This window comes from Catenulispora pinisilvae (assembly GCF_015356865.1).
GTDB classification, from domain to species: Bacteria; Actinomycetota; Actinomycetes; order Streptomycetales; family Catenulisporaceae; genus Catenulispora; species Catenulispora pinisilvae.
The window spans coordinates 1-15,609 of record NZ_JAAFZA010000086.1 but is presented as its reverse complement, the minus strand read 5'-3'; the positions used below and the strand labels follow the sequence as shown (position 1 = coordinate 15,609).

The 15,609-nt window shown below is 70.4% G+C and carries 26 protein-coding genes; 1 reads left to right on the top strand and 25 read right to left on the bottom strand.

Annotated features, from left to right (window positions below):
- Positions 1–15 precede the first annotated feature (15 nt).
- The gene (locus IZR01_RS23230; RefSeq protein WP_194894154.1) at positions 16–201 is read left to right on the top strand and encodes a hypothetical protein; all 186 of its coding nucleotides are present in this window, start codon (positions 16–18) and stop codon (positions 199–201) included.
- 213 nt (positions 202–414) lie between these two features.
- On the opposite strand, the gene IZR01_RS23225 is transcribed toward IZR01_RS23230, so the two are convergent.
- From IZR01_RS23225 to IZR01_RS23105, 25 genes are all read right to left on the bottom strand, one after another.
- Positions 415–936: a hypothetical protein gene (locus tag IZR01_RS23225; RefSeq protein WP_194894153.1), complete on the bottom strand. Its 522-nt coding sequence runs from the start codon at positions 934–936 to the stop codon at positions 415–417.
- Position 937: 1 nt separating this feature from the next.
- Positions 938–1,930 carry a hypothetical protein gene (locus IZR01_RS23220; protein ID WP_194894152.1) on the bottom strand — a complete coding sequence of 331 codons (993 nt, stop codon included), beginning with the start codon at positions 1,928–1,930 and terminating at the stop codon, positions 938–940.
- A 19-nt stretch (positions 1,931–1,949) separates the two neighbouring features.
- Positions 1,950–2,429 carry a hypothetical protein gene (locus IZR01_RS23215; protein WP_194894151.1) on the bottom strand — a complete coding sequence of 160 codons (480 nt, stop codon included), beginning with the start codon at positions 2,427–2,429 and terminating at the stop codon, positions 1,950–1,952.
- Positions 2,426–2,962 carry a hypothetical protein gene (locus IZR01_RS23210; RefSeq protein WP_194894150.1) on the bottom strand — a complete coding sequence of 179 codons (537 nt, stop codon included), beginning with the start codon at positions 2,960–2,962 and terminating at the stop codon, positions 2,426–2,428. Before IZR01_RS23210 ends, IZR01_RS23215 begins: the two co-directional genes overlap by 4 nt.
- A gap of 70 nt (positions 2,963–3,032) precedes the next feature.
- Complete coding sequence (locus IZR01_RS23205; protein ID WP_194894149.1) at positions 3,033–4,343, bottom strand: DNA cytosine methyltransferase; 1,311 nt, start codon at positions 4,341–4,343, stop codon at positions 3,033–3,035.
- Positions 4,340–4,600, bottom strand: a complete 261-nt coding sequence (locus IZR01_RS23200; protein WP_194894148.1) for a hypothetical protein — start codon at positions 4,598–4,600, stop codon at positions 4,340–4,342. The genes IZR01_RS23205 and IZR01_RS23200 overlap by 4 nt, the downstream gene beginning before the upstream one ends.
- Positions 4,601–4,647: 47 nt before the next feature.
- Entirely contained in the window at positions 4,648–4,914 is a 267-nt protein-coding gene (locus tag IZR01_RS23195) for a hypothetical protein (RefSeq protein ID WP_194894147.1), read from the bottom strand.
- Positions 4,911–5,840 (bottom strand): hypothetical protein, encoded by a 930-nt coding sequence (locus IZR01_RS23190; RefSeq protein ID WP_194925085.1) that lies wholly within the window; start codon positions 5,838–5,840, stop codon positions 4,911–4,913. The genes IZR01_RS23195 and IZR01_RS23190 overlap by 4 nt, the downstream gene beginning before the upstream one ends.
- 78 nt (positions 5,841–5,918) lie before the next feature.
- On the bottom strand, positions 5,919–6,749 hold the full coding sequence (locus IZR01_RS52485; RefSeq protein WP_194894145.1) for a hypothetical protein: 831 nt from the start codon (positions 6,747–6,749) through the stop codon (positions 5,919–5,921).
- Between the two features lie 46 nt (positions 6,750–6,795).
- Positions 6,796–7,548, bottom strand: a complete 753-nt coding sequence (locus tag IZR01_RS23180) for a hypothetical protein (RefSeq protein WP_194894144.1) — start codon at positions 7,546–7,548, stop codon at positions 6,796–6,798.
- A complete protein-coding gene (locus IZR01_RS23175) occupies positions 7,545–7,787 on the bottom strand; it encodes a hypothetical protein (RefSeq protein WP_194894143.1) in 243 nt (80 codons plus the stop codon). The genes IZR01_RS23180 and IZR01_RS23175 overlap by 4 nt, the downstream gene beginning before the upstream one ends.
- Positions 7,788–7,857: 70 nt before the next feature.
- Positions 7,858–8,361: a hypothetical protein gene (locus IZR01_RS23170; protein WP_194894142.1), complete on the bottom strand. Its 504-nt coding sequence runs from the start codon at positions 8,359–8,361 to the stop codon at positions 7,858–7,860.
- Positions 8,362–8,437: 76 nt separating this feature from the next.
- Positions 8,438–8,842: a hypothetical protein gene (locus tag IZR01_RS23165; RefSeq protein ID WP_194894141.1), complete on the bottom strand. Its 405-nt coding sequence runs from the start codon at positions 8,840–8,842 to the stop codon at positions 8,438–8,440.
- Positions 8,839–9,423 (bottom strand): hypothetical protein, encoded by a 585-nt coding sequence (locus tag IZR01_RS23160; protein WP_194894140.1) that lies wholly within the window; start codon positions 9,421–9,423, stop codon positions 8,839–8,841. Before IZR01_RS23160 ends, IZR01_RS23165 begins: the two co-directional genes overlap by 4 nt.
- A 36-nt stretch (positions 9,424–9,459) precedes the next feature.
- Positions 9,460–10,035 carry a hypothetical protein gene (locus tag IZR01_RS23155; RefSeq protein WP_194894139.1) on the bottom strand — a complete coding sequence of 192 codons (576 nt, stop codon included), beginning with the start codon at positions 10,033–10,035 and terminating at the stop codon, positions 9,460–9,462.
- Positions 10,036–10,093: 58 nt separating this feature from the next.
- Complete coding sequence (locus IZR01_RS23150) at positions 10,094–10,546, bottom strand: hypothetical protein (RefSeq protein ID WP_194894138.1); 453 nt, start codon at positions 10,544–10,546, stop codon at positions 10,094–10,096.
- Between the two features lie 101 nt (positions 10,547–10,647).
- Complete coding sequence (locus IZR01_RS23145; protein WP_194894137.1) at positions 10,648–10,860, bottom strand: hypothetical protein; 213 nt, start codon at positions 10,858–10,860, stop codon at positions 10,648–10,650.
- Positions 10,857–11,273: a hypothetical protein gene (locus tag IZR01_RS23140; RefSeq protein ID WP_194894136.1), complete on the bottom strand. Its 417-nt coding sequence runs from the start codon at positions 11,271–11,273 to the stop codon at positions 10,857–10,859. The genes IZR01_RS23145 and IZR01_RS23140 overlap by 4 nt, the downstream gene beginning before the upstream one ends.
- 84 nt (positions 11,274–11,357) lie before the next feature.
- Complete coding sequence (locus IZR01_RS23135) at positions 11,358–11,759, bottom strand: hypothetical protein (RefSeq protein WP_194894135.1); 402 nt, start codon at positions 11,757–11,759, stop codon at positions 11,358–11,360.
- Between the two features lie 4 nt (positions 11,760–11,763).
- The gene (locus IZR01_RS23130) at positions 11,764–12,306 is read right to left on the bottom strand and encodes a hypothetical protein (RefSeq protein WP_194894134.1); all 543 of its coding nucleotides are present in this window, start codon (positions 12,304–12,306) and stop codon (positions 11,764–11,766) included.
- Between the two features lie 249 nt (positions 12,307–12,555).
- Positions 12,556–12,972 carry a restriction system modified-DNA reader domain-containing protein gene (locus tag IZR01_RS23125; RefSeq protein ID WP_194894133.1) on the bottom strand — a complete coding sequence of 139 codons (417 nt, stop codon included), beginning with the start codon at positions 12,970–12,972 and terminating at the stop codon, positions 12,556–12,558.
- Between the two features lie 36 nt (positions 12,973–13,008).
- Positions 13,009–13,356, bottom strand: a complete 348-nt coding sequence (locus IZR01_RS23120) for a hypothetical protein (protein WP_194894132.1) — start codon at positions 13,354–13,356, stop codon at positions 13,009–13,011.
- 2 nt (positions 13,357–13,358) lie between these two features.
- Entirely contained in the window at positions 13,359–14,258 is a 900-nt protein-coding gene (locus IZR01_RS23115; RefSeq protein ID WP_194894131.1) for a restriction system modified-DNA reader domain-containing protein, read from the bottom strand.
- A 7-nt stretch (positions 14,259–14,265) separates the two neighbouring features.
- Positions 14,266–14,949 (bottom strand): hypothetical protein, encoded by a 684-nt coding sequence (locus IZR01_RS23110; protein ID WP_194894130.1) that lies wholly within the window; start codon positions 14,947–14,949, stop codon positions 14,266–14,268.
- A gap of 39 nt (positions 14,950–14,988) precedes the next feature.
- A partial coding sequence (locus IZR01_RS23105) for a hypothetical protein (RefSeq protein WP_228560059.1) occupies positions 14,989–15,609 on the bottom strand: 621 nt, incomplete at its 5' end.

The following is a 15,609-nucleotide window of genomic DNA, read 5'->3' as shown; positions in this document are numbered from 1 at the left end:
AGAAGGGGCCTCGCAGTGGCCGAGAACCACGTGAACGATGTTGAAGACGAGCCTCGAACAGACGATGACGGCGTCAAGAGCCGCAGTCCGAAGGAGGAGCGCGAGCCCGGGAACAGAGTGGACCTGGTGATCGCGACGGCCGGAGTGGCGGGCACCCTCGTCGCCGCCGCCTCGCTCGCCTATCAGGTCTGGCACAGGTAGGGCCAAGCGTCCACAGAAGGGCGCGACACGATAAAGCGGCGCGCGCCGCCGGTAGCAAGGCTCACCGGTCGGCGCGCGCTGCCTGCTGCTTTTGTGCATGAGTGTGGGTTCTGTGCCGAGTCGCAGAGACCGCTGATCTCCCATTGCGGGCTTCGGCTGTGTAGGGGGACGGTCTTGGCCTCGTGTGGGCGGGGACCGCATGGACGCGCGTGGTTAGCGGCGCCCGCGCCTTTTTCTGCTGGTGCTGGGCAGCAAAGAGGCCAGAAATGCGGCGTAGTCGTCTTCGCGTCCGACGTCCGGATCGAGGTCGAACGGCAGCAGCTGCGTCCCAAAGACGGTGCGCAGAATCAAGGTGGTTTGCATGGCGTGCAGCAGGCCGCCGTCTGGTCCGCGACCGACACCGCGGGTTACGATGACCTCGCGCCGTTCGAGCTGTTCGGACGGCCTGGGGATGTCGTCGAGCGGGAGTCGGGCGGCCGTCAAGGCCGGCACGGTGACCGAGCCCATCCAGGACTCTCCCGTGAGCAGGATCGCCGAGGGGCGGTCGGTGCGCGCGATCTCGGCAGTCTGGTCGCGGTCGATGACGCCGTTCGGCATCGCCACCAGCCGGGCGGCTCCGGCGTTGGGGATGAACCACAGGGCTGAGACCACCTTTCCGTTCGCCCGGAGGTGCTTTTCGGCTTCGGCGTGGAGTCCGGCGGTGAGCCCGTCGAGTTGTTCAGCGGTGATCGGCATGTCAGCTCGCCTCGTCTGTGTCGCCGCTGACGCGCGGGCCGGGTTCGGTGACGGGGGTCTCATAGCGCTGATCCGTTTCGTTCCACACGCCGTCGGCGATCAGCCGGTTGAGGTCCTCTACCGCGCCGGGGGTTTCGGGGGCCGTGCTGGTCCAGCCGTCCGGGGTGTGCACGGCATACCAGCCCAGGCGGCGGCAGTCGTCAATGCCGGGGGCGGTACCGGTCCACGTCGTTCTGCAGTCGCGGCGCGGGTCGGTGCGGCAGCCGTGCCCGGCGTCGCACCCGTCGCGCCGCTGGCGGCCTGTGGCGGCGCACCAGGCGACGCAACAGGCGTCGGCGTGTACGGTGCCGACGGCCGCGCTGCAGTCCGGGCAGGCGGACGGGTCGGCCGGATGGGACTCACCTAAGTCTGCGGGCTTACCGCTCGGCGGGGCGGGTGTATGCATCGCCATGTCCTTGCTGTTGCTGGCTGGTCGTGGTCGGCGGTTCGGCTCGGGGGTGGGCAGGTTCAGGGCGGCGGCCAGGGCGGTGGTCGCGCCGTCGCGGCGGATGCCAGGGACGCCGTCGACCGGTTCACCGATCATCGTGCCGAAGACTGTGCGCTGAATCGTGCTGGCGCGCGTCAGGACCGTCGTCGCGCCGTCGGGGCCGATGCCGACGGCGTGGGTGACGATTTGTTCGGCGCGGTCGGGGTCCTGCGACGGCCGGGGCAGGTCCTCGACTGTCAGGGCGGCCATGGCCTGAGTGGACAGGCCGGGAATGCTGACCCATGCCTCGCCGGTGGTCAGGATCGCGGTCGCGCGGGTCTGGCGGGCGAAGTCGTCCAGGACGGTCTGCGCGGGGATGCCCTCGGGAATCAGAACTAGCGACTCAGGTCCGGTCTCGGGCAGGAACATCAGCAGCTGCTCGGCGAAGCCGTGGTTCCTGTGATTGTTCTCGGCGGCGGCGTGTAGGCGGCAGCAGAACGCGTACAGCCTCTCGCGACTGATCGTCATATCAGGTGTCCTCTTCTTCCTAGCTATTGGGTGAGCGGCAGGGGTCCGTCGTGTTCGGCCGTGCCTCGCGGGTGAGGTGCCAACGGTCGAACTCCGGCGGGCTACCGGGGTGGGTGGTGTGCTGGTGGTGTTGCTCGAACGCCTGCAGGTCGTCGGCGGCCTCGGCCGTGGTGAGCCAGCCGGTGGCGGTGCCGCAGGCGCGGCATTCGGACAGCGCGAAGCGCACCGGGGCAGGTTCATCCCCTGGGTCCGGGGTGTGGGTCAGGCCTTCGGGTGTGACGGTGCAGCCGTGGCGGATGATCCGCCACAGGCGGAAGCGGACGGGTGCATGGCCCCGGTGGTGGTCACGGGCGTGCGTAATGGGCCAGGTGGCGCTGACGGCGCCGAACCACCACCCGGATCGGGCTTCGCAGAGCACGCATTCGGCCATTGAACGAATCACCAACGCCCCGGCCCGTCCGATGGCGGGTGGTTCGGGGGCCGCGTAGTCGCCGCTCATGATGTCGAAGGCCCGCTGCTGTCCGGCAGCAGACCAGCCAGCCAGGAGGTCAGCCCGGCGGCCTGCGATGGGTCGGCGGTATCGGACTCGGCGATCGCTGCCAGCGTCGCGATGGCGTCGGCGCTGGCGCGGATGTCGCTGGTCCATGCCTTGGCCAGGTCGCGCTGCGGCCACACGGTGAGCGTGGTCACCGACCGGGTCACCTCGCCGACGATCCGCATGCCGTCGGGTGGGCCGGGCAGCGGGCCCGGCGGCACGCTGTGCGGCGGCGCGGGGATCTCGGCGTCGAAGGTGGTGGTGATGGCGGTCATCGCGATCGCGACGGCACCGGCCCTCGTGGCGTGTTCGCGGACGGCCGCCGCTGCGGCGTCCTGCCCGATGCCCTGGTCGAACTTCACCAGCACGGGGGTGCCGTCGGCGGCGAACAGGATCACCTTGATCGGGGTGGTGCCGTACTCGCGCCAGTGGCGCTCGGCGGTCTGGTGGATCTGGAGGCTGGCCCAGGCGAGATAGCCGGGTGTCAGTTCGGTCACGTCGAACTCCTTGCTCGGTAAGTGGCGTGGTTCGGCCGGGCGGTCCGGGCCTGGTGAAGATGGCGACGGGTCACAGCAGGACGTCCGCGAGGCGTTCGCCGATCCAGCGGGCGACGTTGACGGCGACGGCATTTCCGGCTTGGAGCCGTACCTGGTCAGGGGTTCCGCACAGGCGGTACTCGTCGGGGAAGCGCTGGACTCTGGCCTGCTCCCGCGACGTGATCATGCGGTATGTCAGGTCATGGATACTCAGGGGCTGACCGTGCTGCCAGCCGTCGGGGGCCGCGACCAGCGCGTGGTGGTAGCCCTGTGCCGAAACCGTGGTCAGCGGTTCCCACCCGCTCGCCGCATCGCAGTGGTTGCGGTATTCCATGACCGCCAGGCGGCGGGCGCCGTCGGGGCGCAGGCAGCGGGTGCCGTGGCGGCGGGTGGCGTCGGTGGTGATGTAGTGCAGCGCCGCCTGGAGCCGGGTGGTCGTGGAGGGTTTGCGGGGTCCGGACTTGGCGGCCAGGGGCTCGCCGAGGTCGCTCAGGTCGAACGCCTCGGCCGCTGGCCTGACGTGCGGGTGTACGACGGTTCCGCACATGCGCGGGCAGATGTAGTCGTAGGAGTGGCCGTGCCGTCCGACCGGGTGGGCGCGCTTGGCGGCGGCGCGGCGCCATCGCTGTTCCCCGTGCACGGTGGTCCGGCAGGTGGGGCACCAGGAGGCCGGGCGTGGGGAAAGGTCTGGGATGGGGACGTCGTTCCTGGTGAAGATCACATAGACCCTCTCCCGGAGCTGCTGCGCGGCTGGGTTCTGCTCGTCGCCGATGTGCGCTGCCGAGACGCACACCAGCTGGACCCGGTATCCGAGCAGGCACATGCCGATCACCCACCAGCCGAACAGCTCCCAGCGCGTCACAAAATCCAGGACATTCTCGATTACAACAGCTCGATAGCGGTGAAACTCGGCGGCGCGGAGCACGTCCATGGCGGTGGCACGGGTGCGGCGGAAGTGCCGGTTTCCCAGCGGCCTGCCGCGCTCGTCGACGCCCATCGGGCCGCCGAACCGGGTACGGCGTCCGGCCGGGGACACCTCGGTGCAGATCACCGACGCCCACAGCACGTCGGTCTCCGGCAGGTCACCCATCGCGAGATTCGCGATGTCAGCCAGGTGGTGTTCCGTTCCCCACGGACCCCAGTTCACTTTGCTGGTGTCGATGCAGATGGGCTCGTGGTTGGCCCCGTACGCCGGCAGGAACCCGGCCTCGAACAGGCCCAGGGTGTCCCCGCCGGCACCCGCCAGCAGGTGCGTGCTGGTCAGGCCATTCTGCGGCAAGACGGTCCGGTAGGCGGGCGGGACCCACAGCTCGGTCGGGGCTTCTGCGAGGGCGGTGCTCACGGCGCGGTTTCGGGGGCCGTTTCGGGGGCCGCCGCTCCGATCGCGGCGCGCAGCTCGCGGATGAAATCCGGGAGCCGCTCCAACACAGGCCAGGCATGATCGTCTTTCGCGCGCTCGTACTCGCTCTGCCGGGCTTCGTCGATGTCGCCGTCCGCGGTGAGGTATTCGGCCAGCTCGCGGTGCCAGGCGGTGTCGTAGTGCTCCATCGCGGCGATCACGGCGGCGATCGCGTCGCGGTCGGTCTTCGGTGTGTCCATGGGTCCGGGAACTTTCATTCCGGCGCGTCAGCGCGCCGTGGGCGGGATCAGGGGGTGGTCAGCGGTCCGAAGGCGGCGGTCAGGGCTGTGTCGACCTCGGCCATCCGGCGGCGGTGTGCGACGTCCAGGGAGCGGGCGTCGGCCTCGATCGCGCGGCGCAGATGCTCGCGGGCGGCGGTGATCCGCCCTTCGGTCAGCGCGCCGTGCGCCAGGTGCGCATGTCTGGCTGCGGGCGAGCCCGGCGGCATGTAAGAGGCCAGCACGGACAGCTCGTAGGCGAGTTCTCGCCGTCTAGCGGCGGATAAGCCGGTCACGTCAGGTCTCGGATTGGCGGCGGGCCGGGGAGCTGTGGGTCCAGGCCGATGCGGCGGGCCAGGGCGTGCAGGTCGGCGATGATGGCCGGGATGGTGTCGGCGACGCGGTCGAATAGCTCGGGGCTGTCCAGTGCTGCATGGATCCCGGTCATGGCCAGGGCCAGGCGGATGTGCTGCTGGCCGCGCTCGCTGGCGCTGGCCGCATCGGCCCAGCCGGGCGGGACGGCGAAGGTATCGGCTTCCGCCTTCTCGGCGGCGAACTTGCGGGCGATGTCCTTGAGGAACATGCGCCGGAATATCTCGGCGCTGGTGGGCTGCCATCGCCCCTCGAACATTGCGACCGCCCGGGGCTCAGGCTCCGGGCCGCTCTGGTCGTGGGCATCGGCGGTGAGGGCATGCAGGACTTCGATGCTGACGTGCTGGCTGGCGCGGATCGGCTGCGGGTCGTCGTCTCGGCCGATGCGAACGGGCAACTGCTCCCCCTCGCCGATACGGGCCTGAAGGACGCGCCCGTCGGGGTGGGTCCAGCGGGCGTCGTGCTCCTTGCGCCACCCGGCGGCGGCGAGGAACTCCGGTTCGGCGGCGTCGTTCTCGTCGAAGGCGAACGTGGCGTCGGCGTCGTTGGCCGCCGCGACAGCCAGCACCACCTGCGCGGGCAGGAGCGGGGCGGTCGCTGACCAGGCGTAGCGGAACCGGTGCCCGCGCCGGATGGGGGCGTCGAAGTCCAGCTCGACCCGGTCGCCGTCGGTGGCCACGCGCAGCGTGAGCGTCCGGCTCGGGCTGGTCAGACTCCTGCTGTGCCAGGTGTCGTTCGGGGCCTTGCCGGCGGGTGCCCATCCGCAGCGCAGAAGTTCGGCGATGAGCGTCTCGGCCGGGTCGGGGCCGACCGGCTCGGGGTCGGTGTCAGCGTGATGGTGGGTGGTCATCGGGTTCGTGGTCCTTCGGGTTCCGGGGTTCGCGGTATCGCGCGCCGATGTACGTGTCGGGGTCGTGGGTGTGTCGGGCTAGAGGTGGCGTGGGTCCAGGCCGAGGCGGGCGGTGTCCAGGCCGCTTCGGTAGGCCAGGGCGTGCAGGTCGGCCAGGATCAGCGGGACGGCGTCGGCGACTTGGTCGAACAGCCCGGGGCAGTCCAGCGGCCAGTCCTGGGCCCCGTCGAGTGCCAGGGCCAGGCGGATGTATTGCTGGCCGCGCTCGGAAGCCTTCGCCGACCGGCCCCAGCCCCGGGCGACGGTGAACGTCTCGCCGTTGGCGCTCTGCTTTGCCGTGCCTGACGCGGGCTCGGCGGGCTCGGCGGCCTCGGCGGTCTGTGGCGCGAGGTTGCCGGTTGCGAAGGCGTACAGCACCTGGTCGCTGGTGCACTCGGTGAGCAGGATCTGCTGATGTCCGCCGTCGCGCCCGATGCGCATCGCATACGCCGTGCCCTCGATGTCGCCGGACTCGACCTCCGCTCGACCGTCGGGGCTGACCCACCGGTGCAAGCTCTCGTCGCTCCAGCCCGCCTCGGCCAGCAGCTCGATCTGCCGGTCGGAGCGCTCGGCGAAGTAGGTGGACTGCTCGTCGTCGTTGGCCGCCGCGACGGCGGCGATGACCTCAGGAGGTAGGAGCGGAGCCTCGGCCAGCCAGCCGTACTGTGCGGGCCGGGACGGGGCGTCGAAGATCAGCCGCGCGCCGTCGGCGCCACCGGTCTGGACGCGCAGGTGCAGGGTCCGGCTGGGGCTGATCAGGGTGCTGGTGCGGGTGCTGCCTGTCCAGGTGAAGCCGCCGGAGGTCCATCCGGCGGCGGTCAGCTCGCCGATCAGCGCCGGAGCGTCGGGATGGAGGGCGTCAGAGCTCATAGCCGTGTCTTCCAGGTGTGCGGACTGATGGATGGACGGGGCACGGTCAGTCCCCTCGGCGTTGAGAGGGGATCCGTGCGCCGCGCCGGCGGCCTCTGGCGGGCCGCTGGTCGTCGCCGCGCCGCCGCCCCAGACCGGTCACCTTCTCGGGGTCGGTATGCGCGGTGATCCCGCGCAGCGTGACCAGCAGGCCCTTGGCCAAGGTCAGGCGCAGGCTGTCGGGGTCGTAGCCGATCGCGCCGTGCAGGGGCACGTCGAAGTCCTCATCGCTGAAGTCGAGGGTGTAGGGGTCGGCGATGTAGCCCCGGACGCCGGAGATCGACCACTTGCGGACCGCGAGGAACACGAAGCCGTGCTGGCGCAGGTTGGGGCACTGCCGCGCCGCGAGCGGAATGCAGGATCGGCAGACCGGGGGGTCGGAGGTCTCATACGGGGCGCCGAGGCCGTCCTCGGCCAGGTACTCCTCCCAGATGATCGCCGGGGTCATCCAGACCTCGCCGTTTCCGCCGCACACCGAACAACCGGCGCGCTCCATCACCGCCTTCTGGCGGCTGATGTTCATGTCGAGGAACCGCGGCTCGCCGACGCCGGGGGTGTCCGGCATCCGGCCCCACAGCACCCCGTGCGGTCGTACCTCCGCGCCGGGATACTCGTCGTTGTAAGCCAGGTACGGCGCGCCGCCGCCGGGCGGGTGGCGCAGCATCAGGTCGGGGTTGCCGGTCAGCGTCACCGCCTCCGAGGACCACCCGGTCGTGTACGGGACGGTCAGGCCCTTGAAGGTGAGCGGCTCGCCTGTCACGGCTTCACCTGCTGCCGTGCGGTGCCGTCGTAGTCGAAGAACACAACGATCTCGTCGTCGCAGATGTCGACCGTCAGGTGGACGTCCATCTCGCTGGCCTGGTCGGGTAGGCCGTGGAAGCGCTTGTAGTCGGCCTCGGCCAGGTACAGCAGCTGGTACAGCTCGGTGTACGGGACCGGGGTGCGCAGGCGGAAGCGCCTGCGTGTGGTGGTCTTCTCGTCCTGGTCGTAGTTGACCATCGTGCTCCTCGCGGTGGTGGGGTCGGGCGGTGGGTTTCGGGGCCGCGCCGCCGGGCGACGGCGCGGGCGGTCAGGCCAGGCGGGCCAGCGGGCAGTCGCCGTCGTGGCCGGGGTCGCCGTGCATCAAGGGCAGGTATTGCTGGCGCTGCTCGGGCTGCGTTACCTGGCCGGCGCGGTCGTCCAGCAGTTCCCCGAGGTCGGCGAGGTGCCCGATGGCGGTGTACGGGACCTGCTGACCACAGTGCGGGCACGGGGCCAGGGCCAGCAGCCGTCCGGGATCGTTGTAGGCGGCGACGAACTCGAACACGCTGCCGTCGGGCTCGATGACCACCAGCAGCGGCCAGGTCCAGCCGCCGTAGGCGCGCAACCGGTCGGGGGCGACGGTGATCTGGTCGCGGGGCGTGTTCAGCACGCGCGCCAGGGCATCGGCGCACTGCTCGGCCAGGGCGACCCAGCGGGGATCGCGCCAGGTCGCGAGGTCGGCGGTGTTGGCTGCGTCGGCGCGGCGCTGGGTGGCGGCGGCGCGGGCGCGCGCGGCCAGGCCGGAGGTCGCGGGTCGGGGTGTTTCGGGCATGGGGGCATCGCCGTTTCTGTGCAGAGGGATTCGGGAGGATGCCGCGAGAGCGCGGTCGTGCCGGTTCGGCGTTGTGTCAGGAGGCGGGGTCGGTGCTCGCGGTCGTCACGGCGGCGGCCGGGGTGGCGGCGGCGCAGGCGAGGGCTTCCAGGTGGGCCAGGGCGTCGTGGTGGCGGTTGGCCAGGACTAGGAGCTCCTCGTGGCGTCCGATTAGCAGGTGCTCGGCACTTCGGCCTTCGGCCAGCTCGGCCTCCGCGGCCTGCAGATCGCTGATCGCGTGCCGGATCATGCGGGTGAGTCGGATATCGCGTTCACGGGCCTGGAGGGCGGCGTCATGCAGCAGCCTGGTGAGGGCGTCTGCGGTTCCGTTGGCGGCGGTGCGGCGTATGCGCGCGACGGCTTCGGCGGAGCCGAGCCGCCAGGTCAGGATGCGGTCGATGGCCGGGTGGTAGACCTGCGCGGTTTGAGCAGCGGTGTTCACGGTGTCTCCTGCGTTGTGGCTGCGGCGGTGATGACGTGGGCCGGGGTGCTCGCAGTGGCCAGCAGGGAGCACTCGGCGCTGCCGTGCGCGCCTTTGACCGTCCAGGTCGACAGCTCCGGGGTGGGCATCGGGAACAGGAACGCGCACCAGAATCTGGTGAAGTCCTGGTCGGTGGGAGGGCCGATCCACGCCTGAAGGCCAGCCACCGCGACGGACAGTTCGTGTTCGGGGGCCAGGTTCCATCCGGCGGCATTGAATCCGGCGGTGTGCCCGCCGGGGGCCGCCGGTCGCAGGGCGGCCCTGGCCATGGCCAGGGCGGTCGCTACGGGTACCGGTCCGCCGTTGATCTGCCACAGCGGGTCCTGGGCGTCGTCGGGGGTGCGGGGCGCGTACAGGCTGATCAGGGCCAGGCCGTCGCGGATGCCGTGGGCGGCGAGCATCACCGCCGCATCGGGGCTGTTCCAGACGCGCGCTTCGGGGTCGAAGTCGTGGGCGTGGTGCTTGGCGCTGCTGCGGGTCCAGCGCTCGGCGGTCAGTACTAAGCCGAGCGGGTCTTCGGGGGCTGTGGCGTCAGCGTTCATGGACGTCCTTCTCGGTGCGGGTGACGGGGTACGGGTTCAGGCGGTGAGGGCGAGGGCGGCCAGGACTGCCGGCGGGGTGTCCTCATCTCCGGTCCAGGTGGCGCCGTCGGTGAAGTCCGGGGCCCGGGTGAGCATCCAGCCCTCGACCGGGGACAGGTGCTCCAGCCGGATGCGGCGGGTGCCGTCCGGGCTCCACCAGGTGCGCTCAGCACCCCGCTCGCCTCGGCTGACGGTCACCCGCCATCCGGCGGCGTCCAGAAGTTCCGGGAGGGTTCGTTCACTCTCACCGCCGCGCACCTGGGCGAGCGCGCGGGCAGTCTCGGCGGCGTCAGCAGCATCGATCGCCGCCAGCGCACCGATCACGGTCACGGCCGCCGTCAGGTCGGCCCGCCAGCCTGCGCCGTGCAACTCGGCAATGGGGCGCCCGGGGCGGCTGCGCAGGTCGACATGCAGGTCGCTGCCCTGGCCGCTCCAGCGAGTGACCCCGGGCACGGTCCTGCCCGGCAACGGCGCGGGGCCGGAAGGCCGGACATGGTCGAACAGCCATCCGCGCGCGGCCAGCGCGCAAGCCAGCTCGGTGATGAACTGCTCGGTTTCGATAGTCGTGATCATGCGGGTGTCTCCTGTCGATGTGCAGGCCAGCGAGCGGGAATGGAATTGTCGGTCGGAGTCACTGGTCGAGTGCGGTGGCCGTCATCGCAGCAAGTTCGGCGTTCGTCAGCAGGATTTTGATGCGCGAAATGACCTCCCAAGCCGCGTGGGCTCCGACGGTGCCGGGCAAAAACAGGTCCTTCACGGCGACCGGTCCGGTCACCAGGTTCGGGGCATCCACCCGGTTGAGCTGGAACCCCACCACTACCGGGCCTGCGGCGGCGGTGACGGTCACTGCCAGGTCCACGCAGTAGCCGAAGGCGCCCTTGTAGGCCGCCTGGCCGGCGATCCAGGCCACGTCCTGCGCGATGTCGGCCGGGTCGGGCTGGTTGCGGAAGTCGGGCCAGGCTCCGCCCCGGCTCTCGGCCGTGGTCAGGGCCGCGACATAGACGGCCTTGTCCTTGGCGGCTTCGAAGACGGCCTTGGAGATTCTCAACAGTTCGTCGGCGGTCATCAGGTGATCGGTGCTCATCGTGGTTTCCATTCGTCTTCAGTGGGCTGTCTCGGCCGGGTGCTGCGGCGAGAGCGTGGGAGGGGTGACGGCGTGGCAAGCAGCGGCTCTTTGCCGATCAGCTACTGCTGCGGATAGGTCAGGGCGAAAGCCGTCGCGGCCATGGTGGCCACCGTCGAGGCGGTCACCAGCGCCGCAAGCTGGAGCCGTACACGGCGCGGCAGCAGCCTGCCCCGGTCATGGGCCTGCACAATTTGCGTCGCGGCCCTTCTCAGCACGATCCAGTCGGCGATGCAGACGTCTGCGATCAGCACGCCTTGGGCGATGGCAGTCATGCAGGGCTCTGCCCGTCTCGATCTGTGGCCTGACCGGCGGTGCTGTAGGCGGTGACGGCGGTGAGCATGGCGGCGGTGTCATCGGCCTCGGACACACCGCCAGGCCCGACGTAGACGGTGACGGGTTCCTCATCGCCCGGGTAGCCGTCCCAGACCCCGGGGTAGTGCAGAGCCCACCACGGCGCTCGCGGGGCGTCGGACAGCGGCAGGCGCGCGTCGGTGTCGCTGATCAGCACTGCTGAGCCGTCGTGCAGCACGACGCAGATGGCGGCGCAGCCGCCGGACAGGTACTCGATGCCGGGGTCGAACCCGGCATCGGTCAGAGCGTCCAGGACGTCGCGGCAGGCGGTCTGGGCGGCGCCGAAGGTGAAGGTGTCCGTCGTGTCTGGTTCGGCGGTGGTGGCGTCGGTCATCAAAGATCTCCTTGCAAAAGGTGCGTGCTGGTGGGCGGTTGGGCGTGGCGGTGGTTGTCAGTCGCGTAGTGGCCCGGGATGCGGTCAGCGGGAGGTGAGGATGTAGGCCAGGGCGGCGCGCAGGATCTTGTTGCCACCCTTGTTGTGCTCGGTCCAGTGGTGGGTGTGCGCGGCCCAGGGGTGGGCGGTGACGGTGGGCGCGACGGCGGCGGTCCAGCTGGCGGTGCTGAGCGCGTACCAGGAGGCGAGCTGGTGGCGCTGGCCGTAGGTGTGTTCGTCGTCGGCGGTCAGCAGGACACTGATTCGATCCGGGCCCTCGTAGGTGAGTCGGAGCCGCACTGCTACGCGTGCATCTGGTGTGGATCGGCCTGGGGGCTCCCAGAATCCGGTGAACCAGGGCGCGGCCTCGTCGCTGGTGTGGACGGTATCGATCTGGAACCAGGCTCCCTGCCACATGATCGGGTCGGTGGTGCGCAGCATGTCCATGGCTTTAGTCCTCGCCGTTGGTGGTGGCAGCCGGGGCGATCTCGGCCAGGTAGCTGCTGAGCACCCGCTTGGCCAGGCGGGCATCGTTGGCAGTGACGTCGGCCGGGAGATGTACCCGCATTGCCCGCGCCCTGGGCAGAGGGATCGTCAGATCGACTCCGCCGTCGGCGGTGGGCGTCCAGCCCGGGGCGTTGCCGTTCTCGGCAGCCTTGTCGTGCCAGCGCTGCGGCTGCTTGAGGTAGTCACGGAACAGCATCAGGGCTTTGCGGAACGAAGCCGCGTACTGGCGGCGGGTCGCCTCGGAGATGGTTTCGCCGCTCGTGGCGTTGAACACCGCGATAGCGCGATCATCGAGGAGCACGGTGAGGTCTGCGGTCGCCTGCTCGGGCAGTGCGGACAGGATCCGGCGGGCGCCCAGACGGTAGGCGGCGGTGCTGGAGGAGGACAGCAGGCCGGCGTGGCAGGCGAAGTCCAGGAAGGCGAGCAGGTCCGCGGTTTCTCGTCCCGGCACGGCTGTGCCGTGGCTGCCAGGTGGCATGGCGCTCATGACCGGGGTTCCTGCCCTTCGGGGGTGGCAGCTCGTAGCAGGCCTAAAGCGTCGTGCCAGGCGCGCTCGGTCTTCTCGAAGTGCCGAGCCATGATGCGGCAGGCGGTCATGAGGTGGACTGAGATGGCACACAGGTTGAGCGCGGCGAACAGTCCTATGGCGGATAGTTGCATGTGCATTGGGGGTGCCCTTCTAGTAGGCGGTGACCGCTGTCTAGACGTCGGGGAGGGTGAACAGGCCAGGCAGGCGTCAGAGGTCAGAGACGGGGTCGATCGCGGCTGCGAGCTCGGCGAGGCTGGTGCCGTCAGCGGTCTTGAAGTTCGTCCAGCCCTTCGTGGGGTATCCGGCTAGGCGGGTAGCGGCGCGGTTCGGGCCCGCCTGTACGCTGCCGTCTTCCAGCGCCAGGCATCCGGAGGCGGTCACGGTGACGACATGGACCGTGGCGTGGTTGCGGCGGTGCCAGATCAGGCGGTCACCGGGCTGCAGGTGTCCGGCGCGCAGCAGGGGCCCGAGCTGGCCGGGCAGGGGCACGTCGGCCGTGTCGTTCTTCGGCACCGGTGTCAAGTCCAGCAGGGACCGCAGCACGTCGTTGGGGGTATCGCGCCAGGGGCGTGCCCTGGCGGCGAGGGTGTCGAAGACTTCGGTGTCGATGTCGATGTTCGGCATCGGGTCCTCCTCGGCGGTCGGCGTGAGCGGGCGGGGCTAGGCGGCGGTCACGCGCAGGATGCGGGCGGCGCGGCGCATCAGGTCGTCGGCAAGGCCGAGCAGTTCGTCCTGGGTCAGGTCGCGGGTGACCTTGTTGGCGCCGGGACGCTTGTCGAAGGGCTGCCAGTGGAACTCCTCCGGCGGGGTCTCGCAGACCTTGGTCCACTCCAAGGCCGGCGTGAGCACCTCGGCCAGGGCGTAGGACTGGGGGCGGTGGGAGTCCAGGGCGACGCGGGCGCGGATGGTGTGCTCGCCTACGTGCCAGATCCGGGTGATGCGCGGTCCCCTGTTTGCAGTCGTGCCGATGCTGGTTTCCAGCAGCTCGGCAGTGGCGGTGGTGCTCATAGTCAGTGGCCTGTCTCGGTGTCTGCGGGGGTGGCGAGCGCGATGGTTTTGGTGTCGGGTTCCGGCGAGTCGGCGGATGCCAGGGCCTTGAGGTCTGCCAGGGTGGCGCCGTCGGCGGTCCGGAACACCGCCCAGCCGTCGTTCGGGTATCCAGTGAGCCGCGCAGCGGCCTGGTTCGGGCTGGGCCATACCGACCCGTCGGGGAGTTGGACCTGCCCGTCCGCTGTTACGGTGACCGTCAGCCGCTCGCCGAGGCGCTTGCGGTGCCAGATCAGTTCCTGGCCCGCTTCGAGCAGCCCGGCGCGCAGCAGGGGGGCCAGTGTCGGCTTCAGGCCGCGCCGGTACTCCTGCCGCGGACTGGCGGCCAGCCGCCGCAGAATGTCGGTGAGCAGGTCGCGGGAGTTGGCGCTGACCCAGATCCTGGCCGTCAACTTGCCGCTGAGAGCGAGTTCGGCATATACGCCGGGGTCGCCGAATCCAGCAGGGGGGATCTCGATTCCCAGCTCGGCGCCACGTGGCGCTTCTTGGCTGCGGGCTGCATCAAGTCGGGCTCTGGCGCGGCCCGGCCGCACGGCAGCCGGGTCGTCCAGGGCGGTCAGGAACTCGGCGACGGCACGGCGCAGGCGGTTGGTGTAGTTGTTCCGGGTGGAGGTCGAAAGGTTTGGCCAGAGGCAGTCGGCGTGGTCGGCCAGGAGCTGCTCGACGCTCACGGTGCGCATGTCGATCGTTTGCAGGGTGGTGCTGGCGTGGTGGGCCAGGTGGTCCAGGACTGTGGTGGCGACGGCGGTACAGCTGCGCTCGGTGGTCGTTCCGCCGACATCGCTGCGGTGGTGCCACCAGGCGATCAGGTCTGCGGCCGAGGGCCCGTGCGGTGCGGGCAGTGCGGTGGTGGTGGTCTGCATGGCGGTCTCACCTGTCACTGGTGACCGGTGCGGTGGTCGGCGCGGCGTGGTCGGGATCGTCGTCCGGGTGGTTGGTGAGGGCGAGGGCGGTGATGACGGCGGCGGGGGTGTGCCGGGTGAGGCGGGCGCGGGTGCTGCCGTCCTTGGTGCAATCGACGTCCCAGAAGGCGGGGTCATTGTCGGGACCGCACCAGATCACCCATCGGTCGCCGTCCGGGGAGGTCCAGGTGCGGATCTGCGGTCCGTCCTCGTCCTCCTCGTCCCAGTCGTCTTCGTCGTAGTCGTTTTCGAGGTCTTCATCGGGTTCGTCGTGCCGCTCGTGCCATCCGGCGGCAGTCAGCAGTGCCTCGACGCTGTCCAGTTGGGGGGTCGTCGTGGCCTGGTGTGCGGTGGTGATGGCCGCGAGCGCTATCGGCAGGGGTGCGGAGAACTGTGCGGACCAGAATCGGCGGCGTGTCCCGCCGGTGCGGACCGAGGGGGCGGTGAGTGTGCCGAAGCAGAGCCCGCCGGAGACGTCGTGCACGTTGAGAGTCAGAGCCCTGTCGGGACTGGCCAGCTGGTGGAGTTGGGTGTTGCCTCCCGGATCGGTGGCGATGTCCTGGGTATAGGTCCAGCCGTCGGCGAGCAGGGTTTGAGCCACGGTGACACTGCAGCCGCTTGTGGCATCGGCGGTGGTTGACGGGGTGCTCATGGCGAGGGGCTCCTTGCGGTTCGGGGTGACGGGGCGGGTCTAGTCGGTGAGGGCTAGGGCGGTGATGACGGCAGCCGGGGTGTGCTGGCTGGCGTGGGTCTCGCCGTCGCCGGGGCCTTCGCGGTCGACGCTCCAGCCGCCTTCGTCGTCCTGGTCGGCGGGGTTCCACCGCACGCTGCGGGTGCCGTCCGGGGACTGCCATTCGCGTTGCAGCAGGCACCCTCGTTCGGTGATGTCCGGGTACTGCGTCCAGCCGTGTCCGGCCAGGGCGGCGGTCACCGCGACGACGATCGGGTGGGGCGAGTTGCCGGAGTCGGCGGCTGCCCTCACGGCGGCCAGGGCTACGGCGAGCGGGACCTCGTGCAGGTCGGCCATCCAGGCGGGTGTGCGTCCGGGGTCAGTGCGCACGGCGTCGGCGGACAGGCGGGCGATCATGTGGCCGTCGGGGAAGGCCGAGGCGTCGACATACAGGCGTCCGTCGGGGCTGGCCACCTCGTGGATCTGGCTGCGCCACTGCCGCTCGGTGCGGACCGGGTTGGTGTAGGTCCAGTCCCGGTCGAGTAAGGCCGTGGTCAGTGCGGTGGTGGGGTCGGTGGTCGGTGTGGTGGCGGTGGTCATGGCGGGGGCGGTGGCAGCAGGCGTGCCAGTGACGGCAGCCGT